This window comes from Vibrio harveyi NBRC 15634 = ATCC 14126 = KCTC 12724, assembly GCF_001591145.1.
In the GTDB taxonomy this organism is placed as follows: Bacteria; Pseudomonadota; Gammaproteobacteria; order Enterobacterales; family Vibrionaceae; genus Vibrio; species Vibrio harveyi.
Map to the genome: position 1 here is coordinate 1 of NZ_BCUF01000069.1, position 18,483 is coordinate 18,483.

The following is an 18,483-nucleotide window of genomic DNA, read 5'->3' on the forward strand; positions in this document are numbered from 1 at the left end:
GGTTACTTGGGTATAAAACATTGATCAAAAATAAACTTTTCTCTCAGTAAGTTATGCTAGTTTCTGTAAAGTTGAACAAAAGCTAAATATACAAGGAAGAAAATGAAAACGATAGGTCTGATTGGTGGCATGTCATGGGAGTCTACCGCAAACTATTACCAAATTATTAACCGAGAAGTGAAAGCGCGCTTAGGTGGTTTGCATTCAGGTAAAGTCTGCTTGTACAGCGTCGATTTCGCCGAAATTGAAACGCTGCAACACCAAGGCCGTTGGGATGATACTGCAATCATTCTCGCGCAGGCAGCAAAATCAGTGGAAGCGGGCGGTGCAGATTTTATTTTGATTTGTACAAACACGATGCACAAAGTCGCAGACCAAATTCAGCAGGCTGTTAATATACCGCTTGTTCATATTGCCGATGCGACCGCAGAGCAGCTGGTGGTGGATGGCATTAAGAAGGTTGGTTTACTTGGTACGCGTTTTACCATGGAACAAGACTTCTATAAGCAGCGACTTATCGATAAATTTGGTGTTGATGTCGTCGTACCCAGTTCAGATGACCAGACGATTGTTCATGACGTTATCTACAACGAATTGTGTAAAGGCGAAGTGCATGATGATTCGCGCCAACACTACCTTACTATTATTGAGAAACTCGTGGAACAGGGGGCTGAAGCAGTCATTCTGGGTTGTACTGAAATCGCGATGTTAGTTGAATCTCAGCACACTGACGTCAAGCTTTATGACACAACTGAAATCCACGCGAAAGCAGCGGTAGAAAAAACCCTCGACTCAAAGTGAGACTTCGCTTAACAGGCTTAATCAGATCAACGAACTCAAGGAAGAGTGATGAACTATCGATGCGGGCAATGCCGCCAGTTTACTCGTCAAAAAGGTAGCGCAGATATTTGCGGTGCATGGGGGAATCCAACTGATGCAAAACGTCCAGCGTGTGACTATTTTATGCCAACCGTTAGCGCAAAAGAGCGTGTCGCTTCTTCAATGAAAACCAAAAATGGCTAAGTCTTTCTCATTAATTGAGAATTTCTTAGCCAATCAGTATGCATTGACCAATGCAAACGATTGCTCGGTTTGGGATGTGTTGTATAATCTGCGTCGCGTCACACTTTGGTGACACGTATTACATTTCAGGACTCCCATGTTGAAGAAATCTCTTGCTCTCATGCTTGCTGCGTACTCACTTCCTTCCGTTGCAGGTTCTACCATCGGTATCGTTGGTGCGATGGATGTTGAAGTTGAAGCGCTATTACCAAAAATCCAAAATCAACAAGTAAAGAAAATCGGTAGCCATCGCTTTTATATGGGTGAGTTAGAGGGAAAAACGGTCGTTGTGACTCAATCGGGTGTTGGTAAAGTCAATGCAGCGATGACGACAACCCTTCTGATTGAATCTTTCGGTGTTGACCAACTTATTTTCACAGGTATTGCGGGCGCAAGTGATCCGAAATTGGATCCGCTAGACGTGGTCGTCTCTACGCGTTTGGTGCAACACGATGTGGACCTAACCGCATTTAACATGCCGAAAGGCTTGCTGCCTGATTATGAAGAGCGTTACTTCTACGCCGATAAAACACTGCAAAAGTATGCATTCGATGCTGCCGTTGACACACTTGGGAAAGAGAGTGTTTATCGAGGCATTATCGCATCAGGTGACCAGTTCATTGCGAGCAAAGTGAAGGTAACCGGCATTTACCAAGAATACAACGCGATGGCGGTAGAAATGGAAGGCGCAGCGCTAGGTCAAGTCGCAGACGCTTTCAATGTACCTTACGTGGTGATCCGCACGATCTCTGATAAAGCGGATGGCTCAGCAGATGTTGTTTACTCAGACCTGAAGAAGGCAACTGCAGACAATTCTGCAAACATTACTCTGAATATGCTGAAACGCATGTAATTGAAAATAGGTTCGGCAAACTTTTGCAAGCCGTAATAAGACGAAAAAGCAGCACTTAGAATGCTGCTTTTTTCTTGAAGATTCGCTTCACCCACTAAGCGATGTGCGTGCTCTTGAACGGCTGATCGTTTGCAGATTTCCACCAATGATCGAGTTGCTCTTTGTTCATTGGCTTGCCAAACAAATAGCCCTGCATAAAGTCGCAGCGGTAAGAAGAAAGCCACTCGTGCATCACGTTATGCTCAATGCCCTCTGCCGTGACAGTCTTATTCTGTGCATGACACAGTTCTATAATTGGTTTGATGACATGCCCATTATCGGTGTTCATCAGGGTTAACAAAAACTCTCGGTCAAATTTGATTTTCTGTACCGGGTACTGCACTAACTGCGTCAAAGAAGTATAACCAGAACCAAAGTCGTCTATTGCCAGTTTGTAACCTAGTTTCGATAGCTCATCGAGTAGGGCTGTACCTTGTTTATCAGACGCAAAAGTTTCGGTAATTTCTAGCTCAATACAATGCGCAGGAACACCATTTTGTGATGCTTTATCATGGATGAATTCCGCCATAGACAGTGAGTTCAGTTCTGCAGACGATAAGTTGATGGACAAAATAATGTCTTTCCCAAAGATATTTTTTAGCTGGTGGTATTCCGCCATGGCATTCGCGAATACCCAGCGGTCAATCTTTTCGAACAAACCGGTTTGTTCAGCAATAGGAATGAACTCTTTTGGTGGTACTGAACCGATCCCTTCAGCTTCCCAACGTAATAGGACTTCCAAGCCTTCTATCTCGTTGGCATTACTGTTCATGTATGGTTGGAAAACAAGATGAAACTCTTCTTCAACGTTAGCTTTGCGCAATGCGCGTTCAATTTGGCTACGACGTTGAGCCTCGATATTGAGTGCTGCAGAATAGTAAGCGTATTGGTTTTTACCAGCACGCTTAGCTTGGTACATTGCTGCGTCTGCACTCGATAAGAGCTTGGCGATATCACCACCGTCTGTTGGGTATTGAGCGATACCCACGCTGGCTGTTACTGGAAATGAGTTTTTCGCTGACTGAGTTAAGTTGTTAATTGGCTTGAGCAACTCCCCGGCAAACAGATCGGGTATGTCGCTATTTTCTTGATTAGAACTGAGTAAGATGGCGAACTCATCGCCGGACAAACGCGCACCGAAACATGGGCTATTGTATTGTTGAGTGAACTTCTGACACGCATTTTTGATGTGTCTGGAGAAGACTTGCAGCAACTTATCGCCCAGTTCGTGACCGTATTTGTCGTTGACGTATTTGAAGTTATCTAGGTCAATATAAATTACCCAAAGCTGATCTGAAGGATCCGCCAGTTCACGGCTTGCAAGTTCATGGAAGCGATGACGATTAGCAAGTTGAGTTAAGTGGTCGGTTTCTGCCAAACGCTTGGTCTTGTGGTAGACGTTGTTCAGCTCTTCATACATATCAAAGAAGCGAGAAGAAAGGCGTCCAATCTCGTCATCAGTGTCTAGTTTTTCAATGTTAGCACGCTTGTTGGACTCAATTTCTCTAAGCTGTTTGTCTAAGTGGGATACCGGGCTAAGTACGTAACGATACAGCACCAAGACAATTAATGTGATGGTACAAAACGAGGCAATGCCAAACGACAATGCCAGTTCTAGCCAGACCTTATCGACCTTATTCCACATCAGATATTCTGCTGGCGATAAAATGGCATAGAAATGGGGTAGAAGTTCAATCGTCTGGGCGAGGGGAATATCTAAGATAATCGGCTTGTCAGAAAAGGTAATCACGCTGTGCGTATCAAATTCGATCTCATGTTTGATGTCATTGAACGCTTCGAGTGACACAGACACGATAACAAAGAAAACGTTTTGTGGGTCAAAGCTTAACGGGGGTTCTCCGGTACGTTTATCAAACAACTCATATTGCAATAGAATGCTTTGCCCGCTGCTGTTGTAAATAAAACCGGTATGGCTGACATCCCCATTGGCTTTATAGCTTTTGTCGACATACTCAAGGATCTTAGGGTCCACTCGACCATTTGATTCGTAATATTGATTTTCGGTGTAGTAGAGAAGGTCTTGTCTACCATCGAGGATCGCCATGTTGGCATCCCCTCGGTACCCGTGGCTGAGCACCTCTATGGTTTCATCTAAACGTTTGAACAGTTGCCTCTCACGATAGCGGTTATCATGATTTACAAAATAATCTTGCAGTACCTCGCTTTTACCCAAGGTATAGGCATAACTGTTGAGAAAAATGTTGGCTTGGCGAAACTGTCCAGCGAGCTTTTCCATTTGCAGCTGGATATAGCTGTCTTCCCTTTTGATTAGCGTGACTTTTTGAATGCTATAGATGATGTAACTCGACACCAGCGCGCTAATTAGAATGACAGGGGCGACAAGCAAAACGACTCTGTTGCTTAATTTCATGTATTTCTTACTTTCCGTTTGTGTCCCTACAAACGCTTCTAACCTGAGAGTATTACCTATTGGTGCCTACCTGAGGTATCGAACGGATGATGATACTTTCCTTGTATTCGAGGAAATTGTAAGTGTGTGTTTTTCGAAAGTCAGTCAGGTTTCCGATATTTGTGATGCTGTGTGAGGTTTTTTCATGTTCACAGGTGTCACCGTCTCATAAATTGAACAGATTTATTCCAGCGAAAAGGTCTCCAACTCATTCGTCCGACTTATGAATTCAGATTAATACCGATTGAATGGAAGTCTCTCTCCCGTTCAATAGATGCCATCGAAACGTTTCGATGGCGAAGTGTGACCTCAATATCTTTTTCTTAATCAGTTAGCACTCAATTACGGATCATTCTCACACCTTATCGATCTGCGACTGGTCAATTCTCCTTGGCGTTCTATCATTGCATCGAAACGTTTCGATGAGTGTTTTGTCAATATAGAAATTAGTCCAAGAGAGACACTCACAGTTGTATGAACGTGTAACCGAAAGGTCGATGAGATGAAAAAAAGTACCCTAATTAACTCAGAAATTTCTTACTTGGTGGCGACGCTGGGTCATACCGACGAAATCACCATTTGTGACGCGGGCTTGCCAATTCCTGATCATGTACAACGTATTGATTTAGCGTTGACTCATGGCGTACCTGGTTTCCTTGATACCGTTCGCGTGATTCTGTCTGAGTCCCAAATTGAAGGGGTCATCATTGCTGAAGAATTCGCAACAGTTAGCCCAGTTCACCACGATGCGCTGATCTCTGAACTAACCAAAGAGAGTGAGCAAACAGGTAAGCAAATCGCGATTAACTATGTATCGCATGAAGATTTTAAAGTTCGTACAGAACAGAGTCGCGCTGTTGTTAGAACAGGCGAGTGCACACCGTATGCGAACGTGATTTTCCAAGCTGGCGTGGTGTTTTAAGCCACAACTAATTGAGGACAAATTATGACTCAAGCCATTCTACAACTAAGCGACATTGAGAAAACCTTCCCGGGTGTTAAGGCGTTGGATAAAGCCAGCCTTAACGTATACCCAGGTCGTGTGATGGCGTTGATGGGCGAGAACGGGGCAGGTAAGTCGACCTTGATGAAAGTGCTTACAGGCATCTACCACATGGATGCAGGAAGCATCAAATATCAAGGTCAGCCAGCGGCGTTTAAAGGTCCGCGTGATTCTCAAGAAGCGGGCATCAGTATCATTCACCAAGAATTGAACTTGATCCCTGAGCTGACGATTGCTGAAAACATCTATTTAGGTCGTGAATTTACCGGCACGATGGGACGTATTCAGTGGAGCAGAATGTACGAAGAAGCAGATAAGTTGCTTCAACGCCTTAACGTAAAGCACTCTTCAAAAACATTGCTTGGTGATTTAAGTCTTGGTGAGCAGCAAATGGTGGAGATTGCCAAAGCGCTGTCTTTCGAATCCAAAGTCATCATCATGGATGAACCAACGGATGCGTTGACCGACAAAGAGACGGAATCGCTGTTTAAAGTGATTAACGAACTTCGCGACCAAGGTTGCGGCATCGTTTACATCTCACACCGTCTGAAAGAAATCTTCGAAATCTGTGATGACATTACTGTGTTACGTGACGGCAAGTTCATTGGCGAATGCCAAGTTAAAGACACCAACGAAGATGGACTCATCGAAATGATGGTTGGTCGTAAGTTGGAAGAGCAATACCCGCGTATCGATGTGACGCATGGTGATGTTTGTCTTGAAGTGATTGGTTTGACGGGCTCGGGTGTTCATGACATTAGCTTCACGCTTCAACGTGGTGAAATCCTTGGTGTGTCAGGCTTGATGGGCGCGGGGCGTACAGAGTTGATGAAGGTGATTTACGGCGCGCTACCAAGTGAGCGTGGCGTCATCAACTTAGACAATAAGACCATTAACCCGGTTAGCCCACAAGATGGCTTGGCGAATGGTATTGCTTACATCTCTGAAGACCGTAAAGGCGATGGCTTGGTGCTTGGCTTATCCGTGAAGGAGAACATGTCTCTGTGTGCATTGGATAAACTTACCAAAGGCTTCCAAATCCAACATGGCGAAGAAGTCGTGGCGGTAGAAGACTTCATCAAACTGTTCAACATCAAAACGCCAACCCGAGACCAAATCATTGGCAACCTATCTGGTGGTAACCAGCAGAAAGTGGCAATCGCAAAAGGGCTGATGACCAAACCCAAAGTTCTGATTCTGGATGAGCCAACCCGTGGCGTCGACGTAGGCGCTAAGAAAGAAATCTACCAGCTAATCAACAAATTTAAAGCCGATGGCATGAGCATCATCTTGGTTTCTTCTGAGATGCCTGAAGTGCTAGGCATGAGTGACCGCATCATGGTGATGCACGAAGGTCGTATTACTGGCGAATTTGATGCGAAAGACGCCGACCAAGAAACACTACTCGCTTGTGCCGTAGGCAAGAAGATCAATGAGGAAGCAGCATGAGTACTAATACCATGAGCAAACCAAACGAAACGGGCAGCAAGAAGCTGTTCACTAAAGAGTGGCTGATTGAACAAAAGTCACTGATTGCACTGTTATTTTTGATTGTTGTCGTGTCATTTTTGAACCCGAACTTTTTTACGGTAGACAATATTCTTAATATCCTTCGTCAAACCTCAGTTAACGCAATCATCGCGGTAGGTATGACGTTGGTTATCCTGACCGCAGGCATCGACCTAAGCGTAGGTTCTGTACTCGCACTATGTGGTGCGTTTGCCGCGAGCATGATTGCATTAGAAGTGCCTGTGCTTATCGCAGTTCCGACTGCATTGTTCGCTGGTGCAGCTTTGGGGGCGATCAGCGGTATCATCATTGCCAAAGGTAAGGTTCAAGCCTTTATCGCAACACTGGTTACCATGACGTTACTACGCGGCGTAACCATGGTTTACACCGACGGTCGTCCTATCTCTACGGGCTTTACTGACACAGCAGATGCATTTGCATGGTTTGGCACAGGTTACGCACTTGGTATCCCGGTTCCAGTTTGGTTGATGGTGATTGTCTTTGCGGCAGCTTGGTACCTACTGAACCACACTCGTTTTGGTCGCTATGTGTACGCACTTGGCGGCAACGAATCAGCAACGCGCCTTTCTGGTATCAACGTTGACCGTGTAAAAATTGGTGTATACGCCATCTGCGGTATGTTGGCAGCGCTTGCTGGCATTATCGTGACGTCTCGTCTGTCTTCGGCACAACCAACAGCGGGTATGGGCTACGAGCTAGACGCTATCGCAGCGGTTGTTCTTGGCGGTACCAGCTTGATGGGTGGTAAAGGTCGCATAATGGGAACATTGATTGGTGCTCTAATCATCGGCTTCCTAAACAACGCGCTGAACCTACTCGATGTTTCTTCTTACTACCAAATGATTGCGAAAGCAGTGGTTATCTTGCTAGCAGTACTGGTAGACAACAAAAACAAGTAATTGATATTTAAAATAAAGAGCTCCATTACATCCTGAATACAAACCGAGCCAGAGGACGTGTGCTGGCTCACCCTACACAAAGGACTAGAACGATGAAAAAACTCGCAACTCTTATCTCTGCTGCACTTCTTTCTTCAACCGTATCGGTAGCGGCGCACGCTCAAGATACGATGGCGATTGTAGTTTCTACATTGAATAACCCGTTCTTCGTAACGATGAAAGACGGTGCAGAAGCGAAAGCGAAAGAACTGGGATACGACTTGATTGTACTGGACTCGCAAAATGACCCGAGTAAAGAACTGTCAAACATCGAAGACCTAACGATTCGTGGCGTAAAAGCGATTCTGATTAACCCAACAGATTCAGACGCTGTGTCAAACGCAATTCGTATGGCGAACCGTTCTAAGATCCCTGTGTTGACACTAGACCGTGGTGCAAGCCGTGGTGACGTAGTGAGCCACATCGCTTCTGACAACGTAGTTGGTGGCGAAATGGCTGGTCACTACATCATGGAAAAAGTAGGTGAGAAAGCGAAAGTTATCCAGCTAGAAGGTATTGCCGGTACGTCTGCGGCGCGTGAGCGTGGTGAAGGCTTCATGACAGCAGTGAAGGGCAGCAACATGGAGCTACTAGCAAGCCAACCTGCTGATTTTGACCGTACTAAAGGTCTGAACGTAATGGAAAACTTGCTTGCAGCGAACCCTGACGTTCAAGCAGTATTTGCTCAGAACGATGAGATGGCACTGGGTGCGCTTCGCGCAGTTCAAGCGTCTGGTAAAGATGTACTCATCGTTGGCTTCGACGGCACTGACGACGGCATTGCAGCAGTTAACCGTGGCAAGCTAGCAGCAACTATCGCGCAGCAGCCAGATCTTATTGGTGCTTTGGGTGTAGAAACGGCCGACAAAGTATTGAAAGGTGAGAAGGTTGAGGAGTACATTCCTGTTCCGCTTAAAGTCGTGACTAAGTAAGTTTAACTCCCAACTCAGTGATTCTTCTTTGTTGAAGATAATGGAATGACCCAATGAATGTGTTGGGTCATTCCAAACAACAAAAATGGTACGTTAGAAAACTGAATCTATTTGAATCGTAATACGCTTACGTTTTTTCAAAGAGCGTAAACCTATTACTCCTGTTCAAATATAAAGGGTTCATTCAGAACCGAGGATAACCGTATGAATAAGTTAGTGGTGTTAGGTAGTGTAAACGCTGACCATGTTCTTCAAGTGCCTTCTTTCCCTCGTCCAGGCGAGACGCTGCATGGTCGCAACTATCAAGTTATCCCAGGTGGCAAGGGTGCCAACCAAGCTGTTGCGGCAGCTCGATTAAACGCAGATATCGGTTTTATTGCGTGTGTGGGTGATGATTCATTCGGCATCAACATTCGTGAGAACTTCAAAATGGATGGCATCGATATTGCTGGCGTGAAAATGCAGCCGAACTGCCCAACGGGCATTGCCATGATTCAAGTGGCGGACAGCGGCGAGAACAGCATTTGTATCTCCGCAGAAGCCAACGCCAAGCTGACTGCAGAGGCGATTGAGCCAGATCTAGAGCGCATTCGTCAGGCTGATTACTTGTTGATGCAACTAGAAACGCCAATGTGCGGCATCGAGAAAGCTGCGCGAATCGCGAAAGATGCCAAAACCAACGTCATTCTGAACCCAGCGCCGGCGCGTGAATTGTCTGATGAGTTACTGTCTTGCATTGATGTCATCACACCAAATGAAACGGAAGCGGAAGTACTAACAGGTGTGACGGTAACGGACGATGACAGCGCACAAGAAGCGGCAAACATCCTGCATTCGAAAGGCATTGAAATCGTCATGATCACGCTCGGTGCGAAAGGGGTGTGGTTGAGTCAAAACGGTCGCGGTGAAATCATTCCTGGTTTCCGCGTAGAAGCAACAGATACCACAGCGGCGGGCGATACGTTTAATGGGGCATTAGTCACTGGTTTATTGGAAGACTTACCTTTAGAATCAGCGATTAAGTTTGCCCACGCAGCAGCAGCGATCTCAGTAACTCGCTTTGGCGCGCAAACCTCCATTCCAACCCGAAAAGAGGTTGAGGAGTTTCTGGTTAAAAACTAATTAAGGAGTAATAACATGGCAACGATGAAAGACATCGCAAAACTGGCAGGGGTTTCCACCTCAACTGTGAGCCATGTTATTAACAAAACTCGCTTTGTCAGCGAAGAGATCTCGGAACGAGTCAACAACGCTGCCAAAGAGCTCAATTACTACGCGCCTTCAGCTTTGGCGCGTAGCCTCAAAGTCAATCGCACCAAAACCATTGGTATGCTGGTGACTACCTCAACCAACCCATTTTTCGGTGAAGTCGTAAAAGGTGTTGAGCGCAGTTGCTACCATAAAGGCTATAGCCTGATCCTGTGTAACACTGAAGGCGATAACGAACGCATGCGTGATTCCATCAATACGTTGCTACAAAAGCGAGTTGATGGTCTGATTCTAATGTGTTCATCGTTAGAAGGGGAGCGCATTGATGTATTTGAACGTTACCCTGATATTCCAGTTGTAGTGATGGATTGGGGACCAATGCTGTTCACAAGCGATAAGATCCAAGATAACTCACTTCGTGGTGGTTACTTGGCAGCCAAATACCTTATCGATTGTGGTCACAAAGAGATTGGTTGTATCACTGGACCATTAATTAAGCATCAAGCGCAAATGCGTTACGAAGGCTACAAACGCGCGATGATCGAAGCAGAGCTTGAGTTCAACGCCAACTGGATTGTTGAATCGGACTTTGAATGCGAAGGTGGTTATCAAGCCTTCAAAAAAATGGCGGAACGTGGTCCGTTACCAAGTTCTATTTTTGTTTCCAACGACATGATGGCCATGGGCGCAATTAACGCGGCAAATGAGTTGGGTATTCAAGTACCTGAGCAGCTTTCTATCATTGGTTATGACGATATCCACATCGCTAAGTTTATGTCGCCATCCCTCACCACTATTCATCAGCCTAAGTACCGTCTTGGACAAGCTGCTGTAGAGACATTGTTGCGTAAATTGGATGATAAGTCTGACGAAGCTCAGGTTGTGCAATTAGAGCCGACACTGATTGAACGTAAAAGTGTGAAGCGTCTCTCTTAGCTCAAAATTTATTCATTCTCAATAAGTTATAGACCTATACTTTTATTGAAGGTGCTTTTTACAAGGATTTAGGAAGCAACCCCACGCCTTTTGAACAATAAGCCCAACAAAATGTGATTTTTTGCGCGTAAAGTAAAAGATTTCGTGTAGAAATATTCCAAAAAGCTTATTATTAAAAGGGTCTATAAATAGATTTATAAATTATTGTAGCAAATGGAAAATTTTTATGTTCGTCAAGAGATACGCACTGCATTCAGTTAAGAGACCGTGGTTTCACCGTATCAATATTCTCTTAGTCTTATTCGTGTTTTCTTTGAGTGTTTATGAGTTGCTTGCCAATGAAGAATTCATTTACTTATTGGGTATCGCATTTACGTTCATAGCTACAGCACTATTTGCTGCGGCATCATCTTTCAAGAAGCGTTACTTGGGACATGAATCCTAAATAGTGGCGAAGGAATAAGTGTGCTTCAGGCACTTTAAAGCAAGTATTGATCTGATTTATGATCGGGTACATCGAAGGGAGGACAAATGTCCTCCTTTTTGTTTGCTGCGAGGCAATAAGATGAGCACATCCCAAGCACAATAATAAAGGACATCTTCATGGACCTATTTGCCCTGTTCGACATCAATAACACCCTTGTTAATATTCCTATTGGTGGTGGCTATGCGATGAGTTGGATCGAAGCTTTTGGTACGGTTTTCGGTCTGCTTTGTATTTGGTTTGCGAGCCAAGAAAAAACCATTAACTACTTGTTCGGTTTGCTGAACGTAACACTTTTCGCCGTTATCTTTTTCCAGATTCAGCTTTACGGATTGCTTCTGCTTCAATTGTTCTTCTTCTGCGCCAACATTTATGGTTGGTATGCGTGGACAAGACCAAATGCACAAGGTGAGACACTAGAGGTGCGCTGGTTAAGCAAGCAGAAGCTCATCGCGACAGGTTCAGTAAGCATTGTTGCGATTGCGCTGTTAACCATCTATATCGACCCATTCTTTTTCGCGTTGGCTAACATTGCCGTTGATACGTTAAATGTGTTCGGTGCAGGTTTGTCTGAACCTGTGTTGGAGCCAGATGCTTTCCCATTCTGGGATGCAACTATGACCGTTCTGTCTATCGTGGCGCAAATCTTAATGACACGTAAGTACGTTGAGAACTGGATTCTTTGGGTCGTAATCAACATCATCAGCGTTGGTATTTACGCAACACAAGGCGTGTACGCAATGTCGGTTCAATACGCGATTCTAATGTTCATCGCCGCAAACGGCACAAGAGAATGGGCACGTAGTGCGAAACGCAATGGTGATAAGACCCTAACTCAAGCGACAGCGCAAGGTTAAGCCAATGATGAAACAACCTCATATTGGCGTAGACAACACCCAGATAGCATCGCGAGTGATCGTCTGTGGTGAGCCAGATCGAGCAAACCGTATTGCCGCGTTGTTTGATAACGCAGAATTGGTCTCTGAAAACCGTGAATATAGAGTATTCACTGGCACATACCAAGGTCAGCAAATCTCAGTATGCAGTACAGGCATAGGCGCTCCTTCGATGATCATTGCGGTGGAAGAGCTAAAACAGTGTGGTGTGACAGACGTGATTCGTGTGGGATCGGCTGGTGCGATGCAATCAGGCATTCAACTCGGTGAGTTGATAGTGGCTGAAGGCGCAGTAAGAGACGAAGGTGGTTCGAAAGCATACGTTCGCTCTTCGTATCCGGCTTACGCAAGCTTTTCGTTACTGAAAGCGCTGGATAGCTATTTAGCCGAAAAAGAGGCGCACTATCATTTAGGTGTGGTTCGCTCCCATGACAGCTTCTACACCGACGAAGAAGAAGCGATCTGTGAGTACTGGAACAAGAAAGGTATTCTCGGTGCGGATATGGAGACCTCGGCTCTGTTTACTGTCGGTCGTTTGCGTGGACTGAATGTTGCCTCCATTCTGAACAATGTGGTTTTGTATCAGCAGGATGTGAAAGAAGGCGTAGGGCAGTACGTAGACGAAGCGCAAGTGATGATGGAAGGGGAGCGTTTAGCGTCTTACGCTGCTCTTGAAGCCTTAATTGCGCAAAGTTAACTGGATCACAGCTTAGTTAATTTTTAAAGCGGCACTTTGGTGTCGCTTTTTTATTGGCTGTCATCAAACGATTCTAGCGAGTACAATCTATTTGAGATTGTTGTCATTAAAGAGAAACTCACGTGAAAATCAGCCCTTACTCAACCGGACGTTTCAAAAGCTTTCTAGAACAGAAAAGTGCCGAGTTTCGTGACTTAATCTATCAATGCCAAATCGGCAGTCGATACTTTGACTCTGGTGAAGAGATCCTTCGCCAAGGCGAGCAGCTTCAATATCTGTATGTTGTGCCAGTCGGTCGAGTTTCAATGAGTATTATTGCTGTCAACGGTCGTCGTTTTCAATTGGGTGAAGCCAATTGCGATTATCATATCTATGGTGAAATGGAGTACTTCACGCAAACGCCTTGTCAGTGGAACGTCGTCGCCGATGAACATATGCAAGTGGATATTATCTGCATCCAAAAACTGACTGAGGCATTGCATCAGCAACCTGACATGATGTTTTTCTTTGCTTCTGCTTTGGCGGAGGATTATCAAGATTCAATGGATATCTATACCAATCGCTTGTTGCACCCAATTACTTACAACATTGCTTATGATTTGCTAGTACAAAAGCAGACCAACACCTTGTTGGGTGGGTTTGACAAAGTAAACCAAGAAGCGGAAAGATTTGGCACGTCAGGACGCGTTTATCGTCGAGCGGTAAAAGATCTGATGGACAAAGGTTTGATCAGAAAAGGCGAGCAGGGGCTTGAGATTGTTGATGAAGCGGCACTAAAAACATTTCTTGATGCTTACGAATAACCCACAACGTTAGAATTCCGAAATACAATGTTGTGGGTCATCATGAGCACTTTTTACGAAGAGCGATAAGCGCTTATTTCTGAATTAGAAAACGCAGTGCTTAGCAAAATCAGAAGCTTCGTTAGCAGTCCAATCGCCTTTTGGTTTCTCTTTCATATCGTTACACCACGCTTCACTGCCAACTTCCGTACATGCCATTAGCTGTGCTGCTACAAATAAAACCAATGCTAACTTCTTCATTATCTAGTCCTTTTTAGTGAGTCATTTAAAAGAAGTATAAACATTCATTAAAGTGATAAATATTAATTTGATAACTTTGCGCTTACCGTCTCAAATTCGATATAGGTACAGTGTAATTAGTTGATTTATTAAGCCAATTTAGAAGTGTAACGAATGTAAAGTTATTAAATAATCGGTTGAATGCCTATGTGAGTAACGATATATTGCGAATGCGCATGATAATGGATCTCATTTAAGGTTTAAGATAATGGAAAAACTCGTCAGTGCGGCTCTTGTTTCGCTGCTCACAATCTCACCTGCTTTTGCTGCAACCGTCAAAATCGATCACTACATGGGAACGACAGAAGTCGAACAATCGCCAAAACGTGTGGTTGTGATTGGCTTTGGTCCACTCGATACACTCGACAGTTTTGGTATTGACCCTGTAGCGGTATCGAACGCCTCCCATCTTCCAAAGTACTTATCTAAGTACAGTAAAGCTCATTACAAATCGGCAGGCAGTCTGTTCGAACCAGACTTCGAAACCATCTACATGCAAAAACCAGATTTGATTTTGGTTGGTCCTCGCGGTTCGTCAAAATACGATGAGTTAAGTGAAATTGCCCCAACGGTAGTATTTGCTTCAGGCGAGAATGAAGATTACTGGCAAGGGACCAAAGCACAATGGCGAAATATTGGCAAAATCTTCAATATCGAGGATAAGGTCGAGCAAAAAATTACGAAGTTAGACGCTCAATTCAAAGCAATTCATGACTATAACCAAGCTCATAATAATGATGCGCTTACGATTCTAAGTATTGGTGACAACATCAGCGCATTTGGTGCGAAATCTCGTTTTGGGGCGATTTACACAGATTTTGGCTTTACAGAAACAGTGAAGAACCTCAAAACAGGCACGCACGGTGACGTAATCTCTTATGAGTTTATTCGCGAAGCTAATCCGAAAAATATTCTAGTTATTGATAGAAATTCACTTCACGCAAAGTCTGATCATGACCTCGCTAAAGCGCTGGATAACGATTTGGTTAAAGCGACTTCGGCTTACAAGAACAAGAAAATTACTTTTCTAGATGTTGACGCATGGTATTTAGCAATGTCCGGCGTGACCGCAACGGAAAAGATGGTGAGTGAAATTAAACACACGATCGATCTGTAAGCGAAGCTAGCTGAGGTTAACTTTGAAAAAGTTATTGCTTGTTCTTGTTGTTCTAAGCGTTGCATCGTTGTTTGTTGGGGTGGCAAATATGACACCCCAACAGTTGTTTTCGGGCAATGCAAAAGCACTAGAACTTTTCTTTACTAGCCGGGTTCCGCGTTTATTTGCCATCCTTCTTGCGGGAGCAGGGCTAAGCATCGCTGGATTAGTGATGCAGCAAATTAGCCAAAACCGATTCGCCGCGCCTTCGACGACAGGCACCATTGAATGCGCCATGCTCGGTTACGTAATGAGTGTGGTGTTTTTTGGTAATGGCGAACAGCTTTGGCTTGTCTTTGCTGTCTCTATCCTGGGTACCTTGATGTTCGTCCAGTTCATTCAACGTATTCAATTCAAAAGCGTCGTGTTTGTGCCGCTCGTGGGCATCATCTTTGGTAACGTTGTTGACGCTGTTACTACTTTGATTGCCTACAAATACGATGCACTACAAAGCCTGTCAGCATGGAGCGTAGCAAACTTTGCAAACATTTTGCGTGGTGATTTTGAGCTGCTTTATATTGCTGTTCCCGTCGCTCTTTTAAGTTACCTATTTGCCGCACGCATTTCTGCGGTTGGCATTGGTAAAGACTTTGCAGTAAACCTTGGGCTGAACTATCAGCAAGTGGTGACGTTAGGCGTACTTTTGGTGTCGGTAATGTCAGCCAGTGTGGTGATGATCGTAGGTCAACTGCCATTTCTTGGGCTTATCGTGCCAAACTTAGTCAGTTACTTCTACGGTGATAATCTCAAACGCAATATCCCGCTTACTGCCATGTACGGGGCAATACTCGTTTTGGCGTGTGACTTGGTTAGCCGATTGATCATCTTCCCTCATGAAATGCCGATTTCAATCGTGATCAGCATCTTGGGCGGAGTGGTGTTTATCGCGATGTTGTTGCGAGGTAAGCAAAGTGCGTGATTCTAAGAAACTGTTCTTATTGGCAGCCGTCGCGCTGCTTTTTGCTTTTTTGTTTATTGGTATTGGCTTAACAGCAGATAACTACCAGTACTTTTTGTCGCGACGTGTGCCTAAAGTGTTAGCTATGGTATTGGCGGGTATTGCGATTGCTCAATCTTCGTTGGTGTTCCAAACCATTACCCACAACCGGATTCTTACTCCAAGCATCATGGGGTTTGATGCGTTGTATGTGTTAACGCAAGTGCTGATTGTTTTGTTGTTTGGTGGTTTAAGCGCTCTCGTTCTGAATGTCTACATCAACTTCTCGATTGCTGTGCTGGTCATGGTGGGATTTTCGCTATTGCTGTTTGGGTTTTATTTTTCAAAAGGCGGGCGCAATCTCATCACTTTGCTATTGGTTGGGCTGATCTTTGGGCAGTTGTTTAACAACATTGCGGTGTTCTTCTCCCTTCTTATGGACCCAAATACTTTTGCGTTTGTGCAATCTAAACTGTACGCGAGTTTCAATAATGTGAAGGTGAACTTGGTGTATCTCAGTTCACCAATATTGCTCATCGCTTGCTGGTTGTTGTATCGCATGCATCGTACTTTAGATGTTTTTTGGCTAGACCAAGACAATGCTAAGAGTCTTGGGGTTGATGTCCCTAATGTGACGCGCAACGTCTTTATTCTCTCTGCGGTTCTCATTGCCATTTCGACGGCTTTAGTCGGACCAATCATGTTCTTTGGTTTATTGGTGACAAACTTGAGCCGTGAAATGTTCCGCTCTTACCAGCATCGCACCTTGTTAATAGGTTGTTCTTTGATGGCAATTTGTGCCTTATTGTCGGGGCAATGGATTATAGAAAACGTCTTTTCATTTGAAACGACGCTGAGCGTAGTGATTAACTTTATTGGTGGTATCTACTTCTTGTATCTACTGCTGAAAAACAAAGTCGTATAAACATGATAGTTATAGATAAATTAACCAAAGCATTTGGTTCCAACAAAGTGGTTGATGGCGCGGATACCCAATTTGAGAAAGGGAAGGTGACATCGATTATTGGCCCAAACGGAGCAGGAAAGAGTACCTTGCTGTCCATGGCGTCACGATTGACTGAGCGAGATGGTGGTAGTGTCATGATCGACTGCAAAGAGATTGCAGATTGGGACACCAAAGAACTTGCGAAAAAGTTGGCGGTATTACGTCAAGCTAACACGATTACGATGCGTTTTACCGTAAAAGAATTGGTATCGTTTGGGCGCTTCCCTTATTCAAAAGGCAACTTGTCCAAAGATGACCATGCGATTATCGACCAAGCCATCGACTACTTAGATCTGAAAGAAATTCAAGATAAGTTCTTAGATGAATTGAGTGGTGGTCAACGACAGTTGGCGTTTATTGCGATGGTGATAGCCCAAGATACGGATTATGTTTTCCTCGATGAACCATTGAATAACCTTGATATCAAGCATTCGCTTCAAATCATGAGAGTCGTTCAACGTCTTGCGCATGATATGAATAAAGCTATGGTGGTGGTGATCCACGATATTAATTTTGCAGCTTGTTATTCCGATGAGATCCTTGCTCTGAAGAAGGGTAAAGTGGTTGCCAGTGGCAAGGTAGATGAGGTAATTCAGGCGTCCACGCTAGAAGACATCTACGAGACACCTTTTAATATCATTGAGCTTAATGGCAAGCGTGTGTGTACTTACCATTAAAGCGATATTTACTAAAACAGAATTACGTTAAAACAGTACCTTACTAGAACAATAGCCCTGTAAACCGAAATAGAAATGTTGATGAGCTTACTTGGTGAGCTCATCAATGATTGGACATCGGCTCTCGGCATCGCCCGGACAAGATGAAACCCAACCTTCTAATTGCTTTTTAATTTCCAACAAGTGAGCGATTTTTTGCTCCACTTCATGAAGTTTATCCATCGTACGCGCTTTCACTTCGCTACTTTTGCGATTTGGATTATGCGCCAGTTGCACAAATTCTTTGCATTCTTGCAGTGAGAATCCCGCATTTTTTGCCCGGGAAACAAGGTTGAGCTCTTGGATGTGTTTGTCAGAATATTCGCGATAACCTGAATCGCTACGAGCTGGTGATGAAATGATGCCTTTGTCTTCATACATACGAATCGATTTAGAAGACAACCCCGTTAGTTTCGCAACTGCACCAATATTCATGATGACCTCTGTATTTCAGATAACCTTTCTCGCGAGTATAACGCCAAGTGTTTGTCTTCCCAAATAGCTTTGAGAGCAAATTTATATGGATATATACCCAAGTGACTTCAAGATGCAGGATTCAGAGCGTTGTCATTGATT

The 18,483-nt window shown here is 44.4% G+C and carries 20 protein-coding genes; 17 read left to right on the forward strand and 3 right to left on the reverse strand.

Translation table 11 applies throughout. From position 1 onward, the window contains the following. Nucleotides 1-102: 102 nt before the first annotated feature. From VHA02S_RS22750 to VHA02S_RS22755, 3 genes are all read left to right on the forward strand, one after another. On the forward strand, nt 103-801 hold the full coding sequence (locus VHA02S_RS22750; protein WP_038899433.1) for an aspartate/glutamate racemase family protein: 699 nt from the start codon (nt 103-105) through the stop codon (nt 799-801). 48 nt (nt 802-849) lie between these two features. Continuing rightward, complete coding sequence (locus VHA02S_RS26220; protein ID WP_162860695.1) at nt 850-1,023, forward strand: hypothetical protein; 174 nt, start codon at nt 850-852, stop codon at nt 1,021-1,023. A 136-nt stretch (nt 1,024-1,159) separates the two neighbouring features. After that, nucleotides 1,160-1,915 carry a 5'-methylthioadenosine/adenosylhomocysteine nucleosidase gene (locus tag VHA02S_RS22755; protein ID WP_005452257.1) on the forward strand — a complete coding sequence of 252 codons (756 nt, stop codon included), beginning with the start codon at nt 1,160-1,162 and terminating at the stop codon, nt 1,913-1,915. Nucleotides 1,916-2,009: 94 nt separating this feature from the next. Here the strand turns inward: VHA02S_RS22755 and VHA02S_RS22760 are convergent, their stop codons facing one another. Then, the gene (locus VHA02S_RS22760; protein ID WP_038899434.1) at nt 2,010-4,346 is read right to left on the reverse strand and encodes a putative bifunctional diguanylate cyclase/phosphodiesterase; all 2,337 of its coding nucleotides are present in this window, start codon (nt 4,344-4,346) and stop codon (nt 2,010-2,012) included. Nucleotides 4,347-4,887: 541 nt separating this feature from the next. On the opposite strand from VHA02S_RS22760, the gene rbsD reads away from it, so the two are divergent. The 10 genes from rbsD (at nt 4,888) to VHA02S_RS22810 (ending at nt 13,813) form a co-directional block, all read left to right on the forward strand. Beyond that, the gene (gene rbsD, locus VHA02S_RS22765; RefSeq protein ID WP_009696124.1) at nt 4,888-5,307 is read left to right on the forward strand and encodes a D-ribose pyranase; all 420 of its coding nucleotides are present in this window, start codon (nt 4,888-4,890) and stop codon (nt 5,305-5,307) included. A gap of 24 nt (nt 5,308-5,331) precedes the next feature. Then, on the forward strand, nt 5,332-6,837 hold the full coding sequence (gene rbsA, locus VHA02S_RS22770; RefSeq protein ID WP_038899435.1) for a ribose ABC transporter ATP-binding protein RbsA: 1,506 nt from the start codon (nt 5,332-5,334) through the stop codon (nt 6,835-6,837). Further along, complete coding sequence (rbsC, locus tag VHA02S_RS22775) at nt 6,834-7,817, forward strand: ribose ABC transporter permease (RefSeq protein WP_005452248.1); 984 nt, start codon at nt 6,834-6,836, stop codon at nt 7,815-7,817. Before rbsA ends, rbsC begins: the two co-directional genes overlap by 4 nt. A gap of 92 nt (nt 7,818-7,909) precedes the next feature. Beyond that, nucleotides 7,910-8,788: a ribose ABC transporter substrate-binding protein RbsB gene (rbsB, locus tag VHA02S_RS22780; protein ID WP_005452246.1), complete on the forward strand. Its 879-nt coding sequence runs from the start codon at nt 7,910-7,912 to the stop codon at nt 8,786-8,788. Between the two features lie 204 nt (nt 8,789-8,992). Continuing rightward, the gene (gene rbsK, locus VHA02S_RS22785) at nt 8,993-9,910 is read left to right on the forward strand and encodes a ribokinase (protein WP_005452244.1); all 918 of its coding nucleotides are present in this window, start codon (nt 8,993-8,995) and stop codon (nt 9,908-9,910) included. Nucleotides 9,911-9,925: 15 nt separating this feature from the next. Then, the gene (locus VHA02S_RS22790; RefSeq protein WP_005452243.1) at nt 9,926-10,933 is read left to right on the forward strand and encodes a substrate-binding domain-containing protein; all 1,008 of its coding nucleotides are present in this window, start codon (nt 9,926-9,928) and stop codon (nt 10,931-10,933) included. Nucleotides 10,934-11,159: 226 nt separating this feature from the next. Continuing rightward, a complete protein-coding gene (locus tag VHA02S_RS22795) occupies nt 11,160-11,378 on the forward strand; it encodes a hypothetical protein (RefSeq protein ID WP_005452242.1) in 219 nt (72 codons plus the stop codon). Between the two features lie 158 nt (nt 11,379-11,536). Continuing rightward, nucleotides 11,537-12,274 (forward strand): nicotinamide riboside transporter PnuC, encoded by a 738-nt coding sequence (gene pnuC / locus VHA02S_RS22800; protein WP_038899436.1) that lies wholly within the window; start codon nt 11,537-11,539, stop codon nt 12,272-12,274. A gap of 4 nt (nt 12,275-12,278) precedes the next feature. After that, nucleotides 12,279-13,010, forward strand: a complete 732-nt coding sequence (locus VHA02S_RS22805; protein ID WP_038899437.1) for a nucleoside phosphorylase — start codon at nt 12,279-12,281, stop codon at nt 13,008-13,010. 122 nt (nt 13,011-13,132) lie between these two features. Further along, nucleotides 13,133-13,813, forward strand: a complete 681-nt coding sequence (locus VHA02S_RS22810) for a Crp/Fnr family transcriptional regulator (RefSeq protein ID WP_005452238.1) — start codon at nt 13,133-13,135, stop codon at nt 13,811-13,813. Between the two features lie 84 nt (nt 13,814-13,897). On the opposite strand, the gene VHA02S_RS25575 is transcribed toward VHA02S_RS22810, so the two are convergent. Further along, nucleotides 13,898-14,053 (reverse strand): DUF3012 domain-containing protein, encoded by a 156-nt coding sequence (locus VHA02S_RS25575; protein WP_005452237.1) that lies wholly within the window; start codon nt 14,051-14,053, stop codon nt 13,898-13,900. Nucleotides 14,054-14,300: 247 nt separating this feature from the next. Here VHA02S_RS25575 and VHA02S_RS22815 point away from each other — a divergent pair, with 247 nt between their 5' ends. Genes VHA02S_RS22815 through vctC form a run of 4 tightly spaced genes read left to right on the forward strand, consistent with a single transcriptional unit; the run spans nt 14,301 to nt 17,868 of the window. Further along, the gene (locus VHA02S_RS22815) at nt 14,301-15,209 is read left to right on the forward strand and encodes a siderophore ABC transporter substrate-binding protein (protein WP_009703143.1); all 909 of its coding nucleotides are present in this window, start codon (nt 14,301-14,303) and stop codon (nt 15,207-15,209) included. 22 nt (nt 15,210-15,231) lie between these two features. After that, entirely contained in the window at nt 15,232-16,167 is a 936-nt protein-coding gene (vctD, locus tag VHA02S_RS22820) for an iron chelate uptake ABC transporter permease subunit VctD (RefSeq protein ID WP_038899438.1), read from the forward strand. Beyond that, the gene (vctG, locus tag VHA02S_RS22825) at nt 16,160-17,110 is read left to right on the forward strand and encodes an iron chelate uptake ABC transporter permease subunit VctG (RefSeq protein ID WP_038899439.1); all 951 of its coding nucleotides are present in this window, start codon (nt 16,160-16,162) and stop codon (nt 17,108-17,110) included. Before vctD ends, vctG begins: the two co-directional genes overlap by 8 nt. Nucleotides 17,111-17,112: 2 nt before the next feature. Then, nucleotides 17,113-17,868 carry an iron chelate ABC transporter ATP-binding protein VctC gene (gene vctC, locus VHA02S_RS22830; protein ID WP_038899440.1) on the forward strand — a complete coding sequence of 252 codons (756 nt, stop codon included), beginning with the start codon at nt 17,113-17,115 and terminating at the stop codon, nt 17,866-17,868. An 87-nt stretch (nt 17,869-17,955) separates the two neighbouring features. Here the strand turns inward: vctC and cueR are convergent, their stop codons facing one another. After that, nucleotides 17,956-18,342: a Cu(I)-responsive transcriptional regulator gene (cueR, locus tag VHA02S_RS22835; protein WP_005437780.1), complete on the reverse strand. Its 387-nt coding sequence runs from the start codon at nt 18,340-18,342 to the stop codon at nt 17,956-17,958. Nucleotides 18,343-18,483 lie beyond the last annotated feature (141 nt).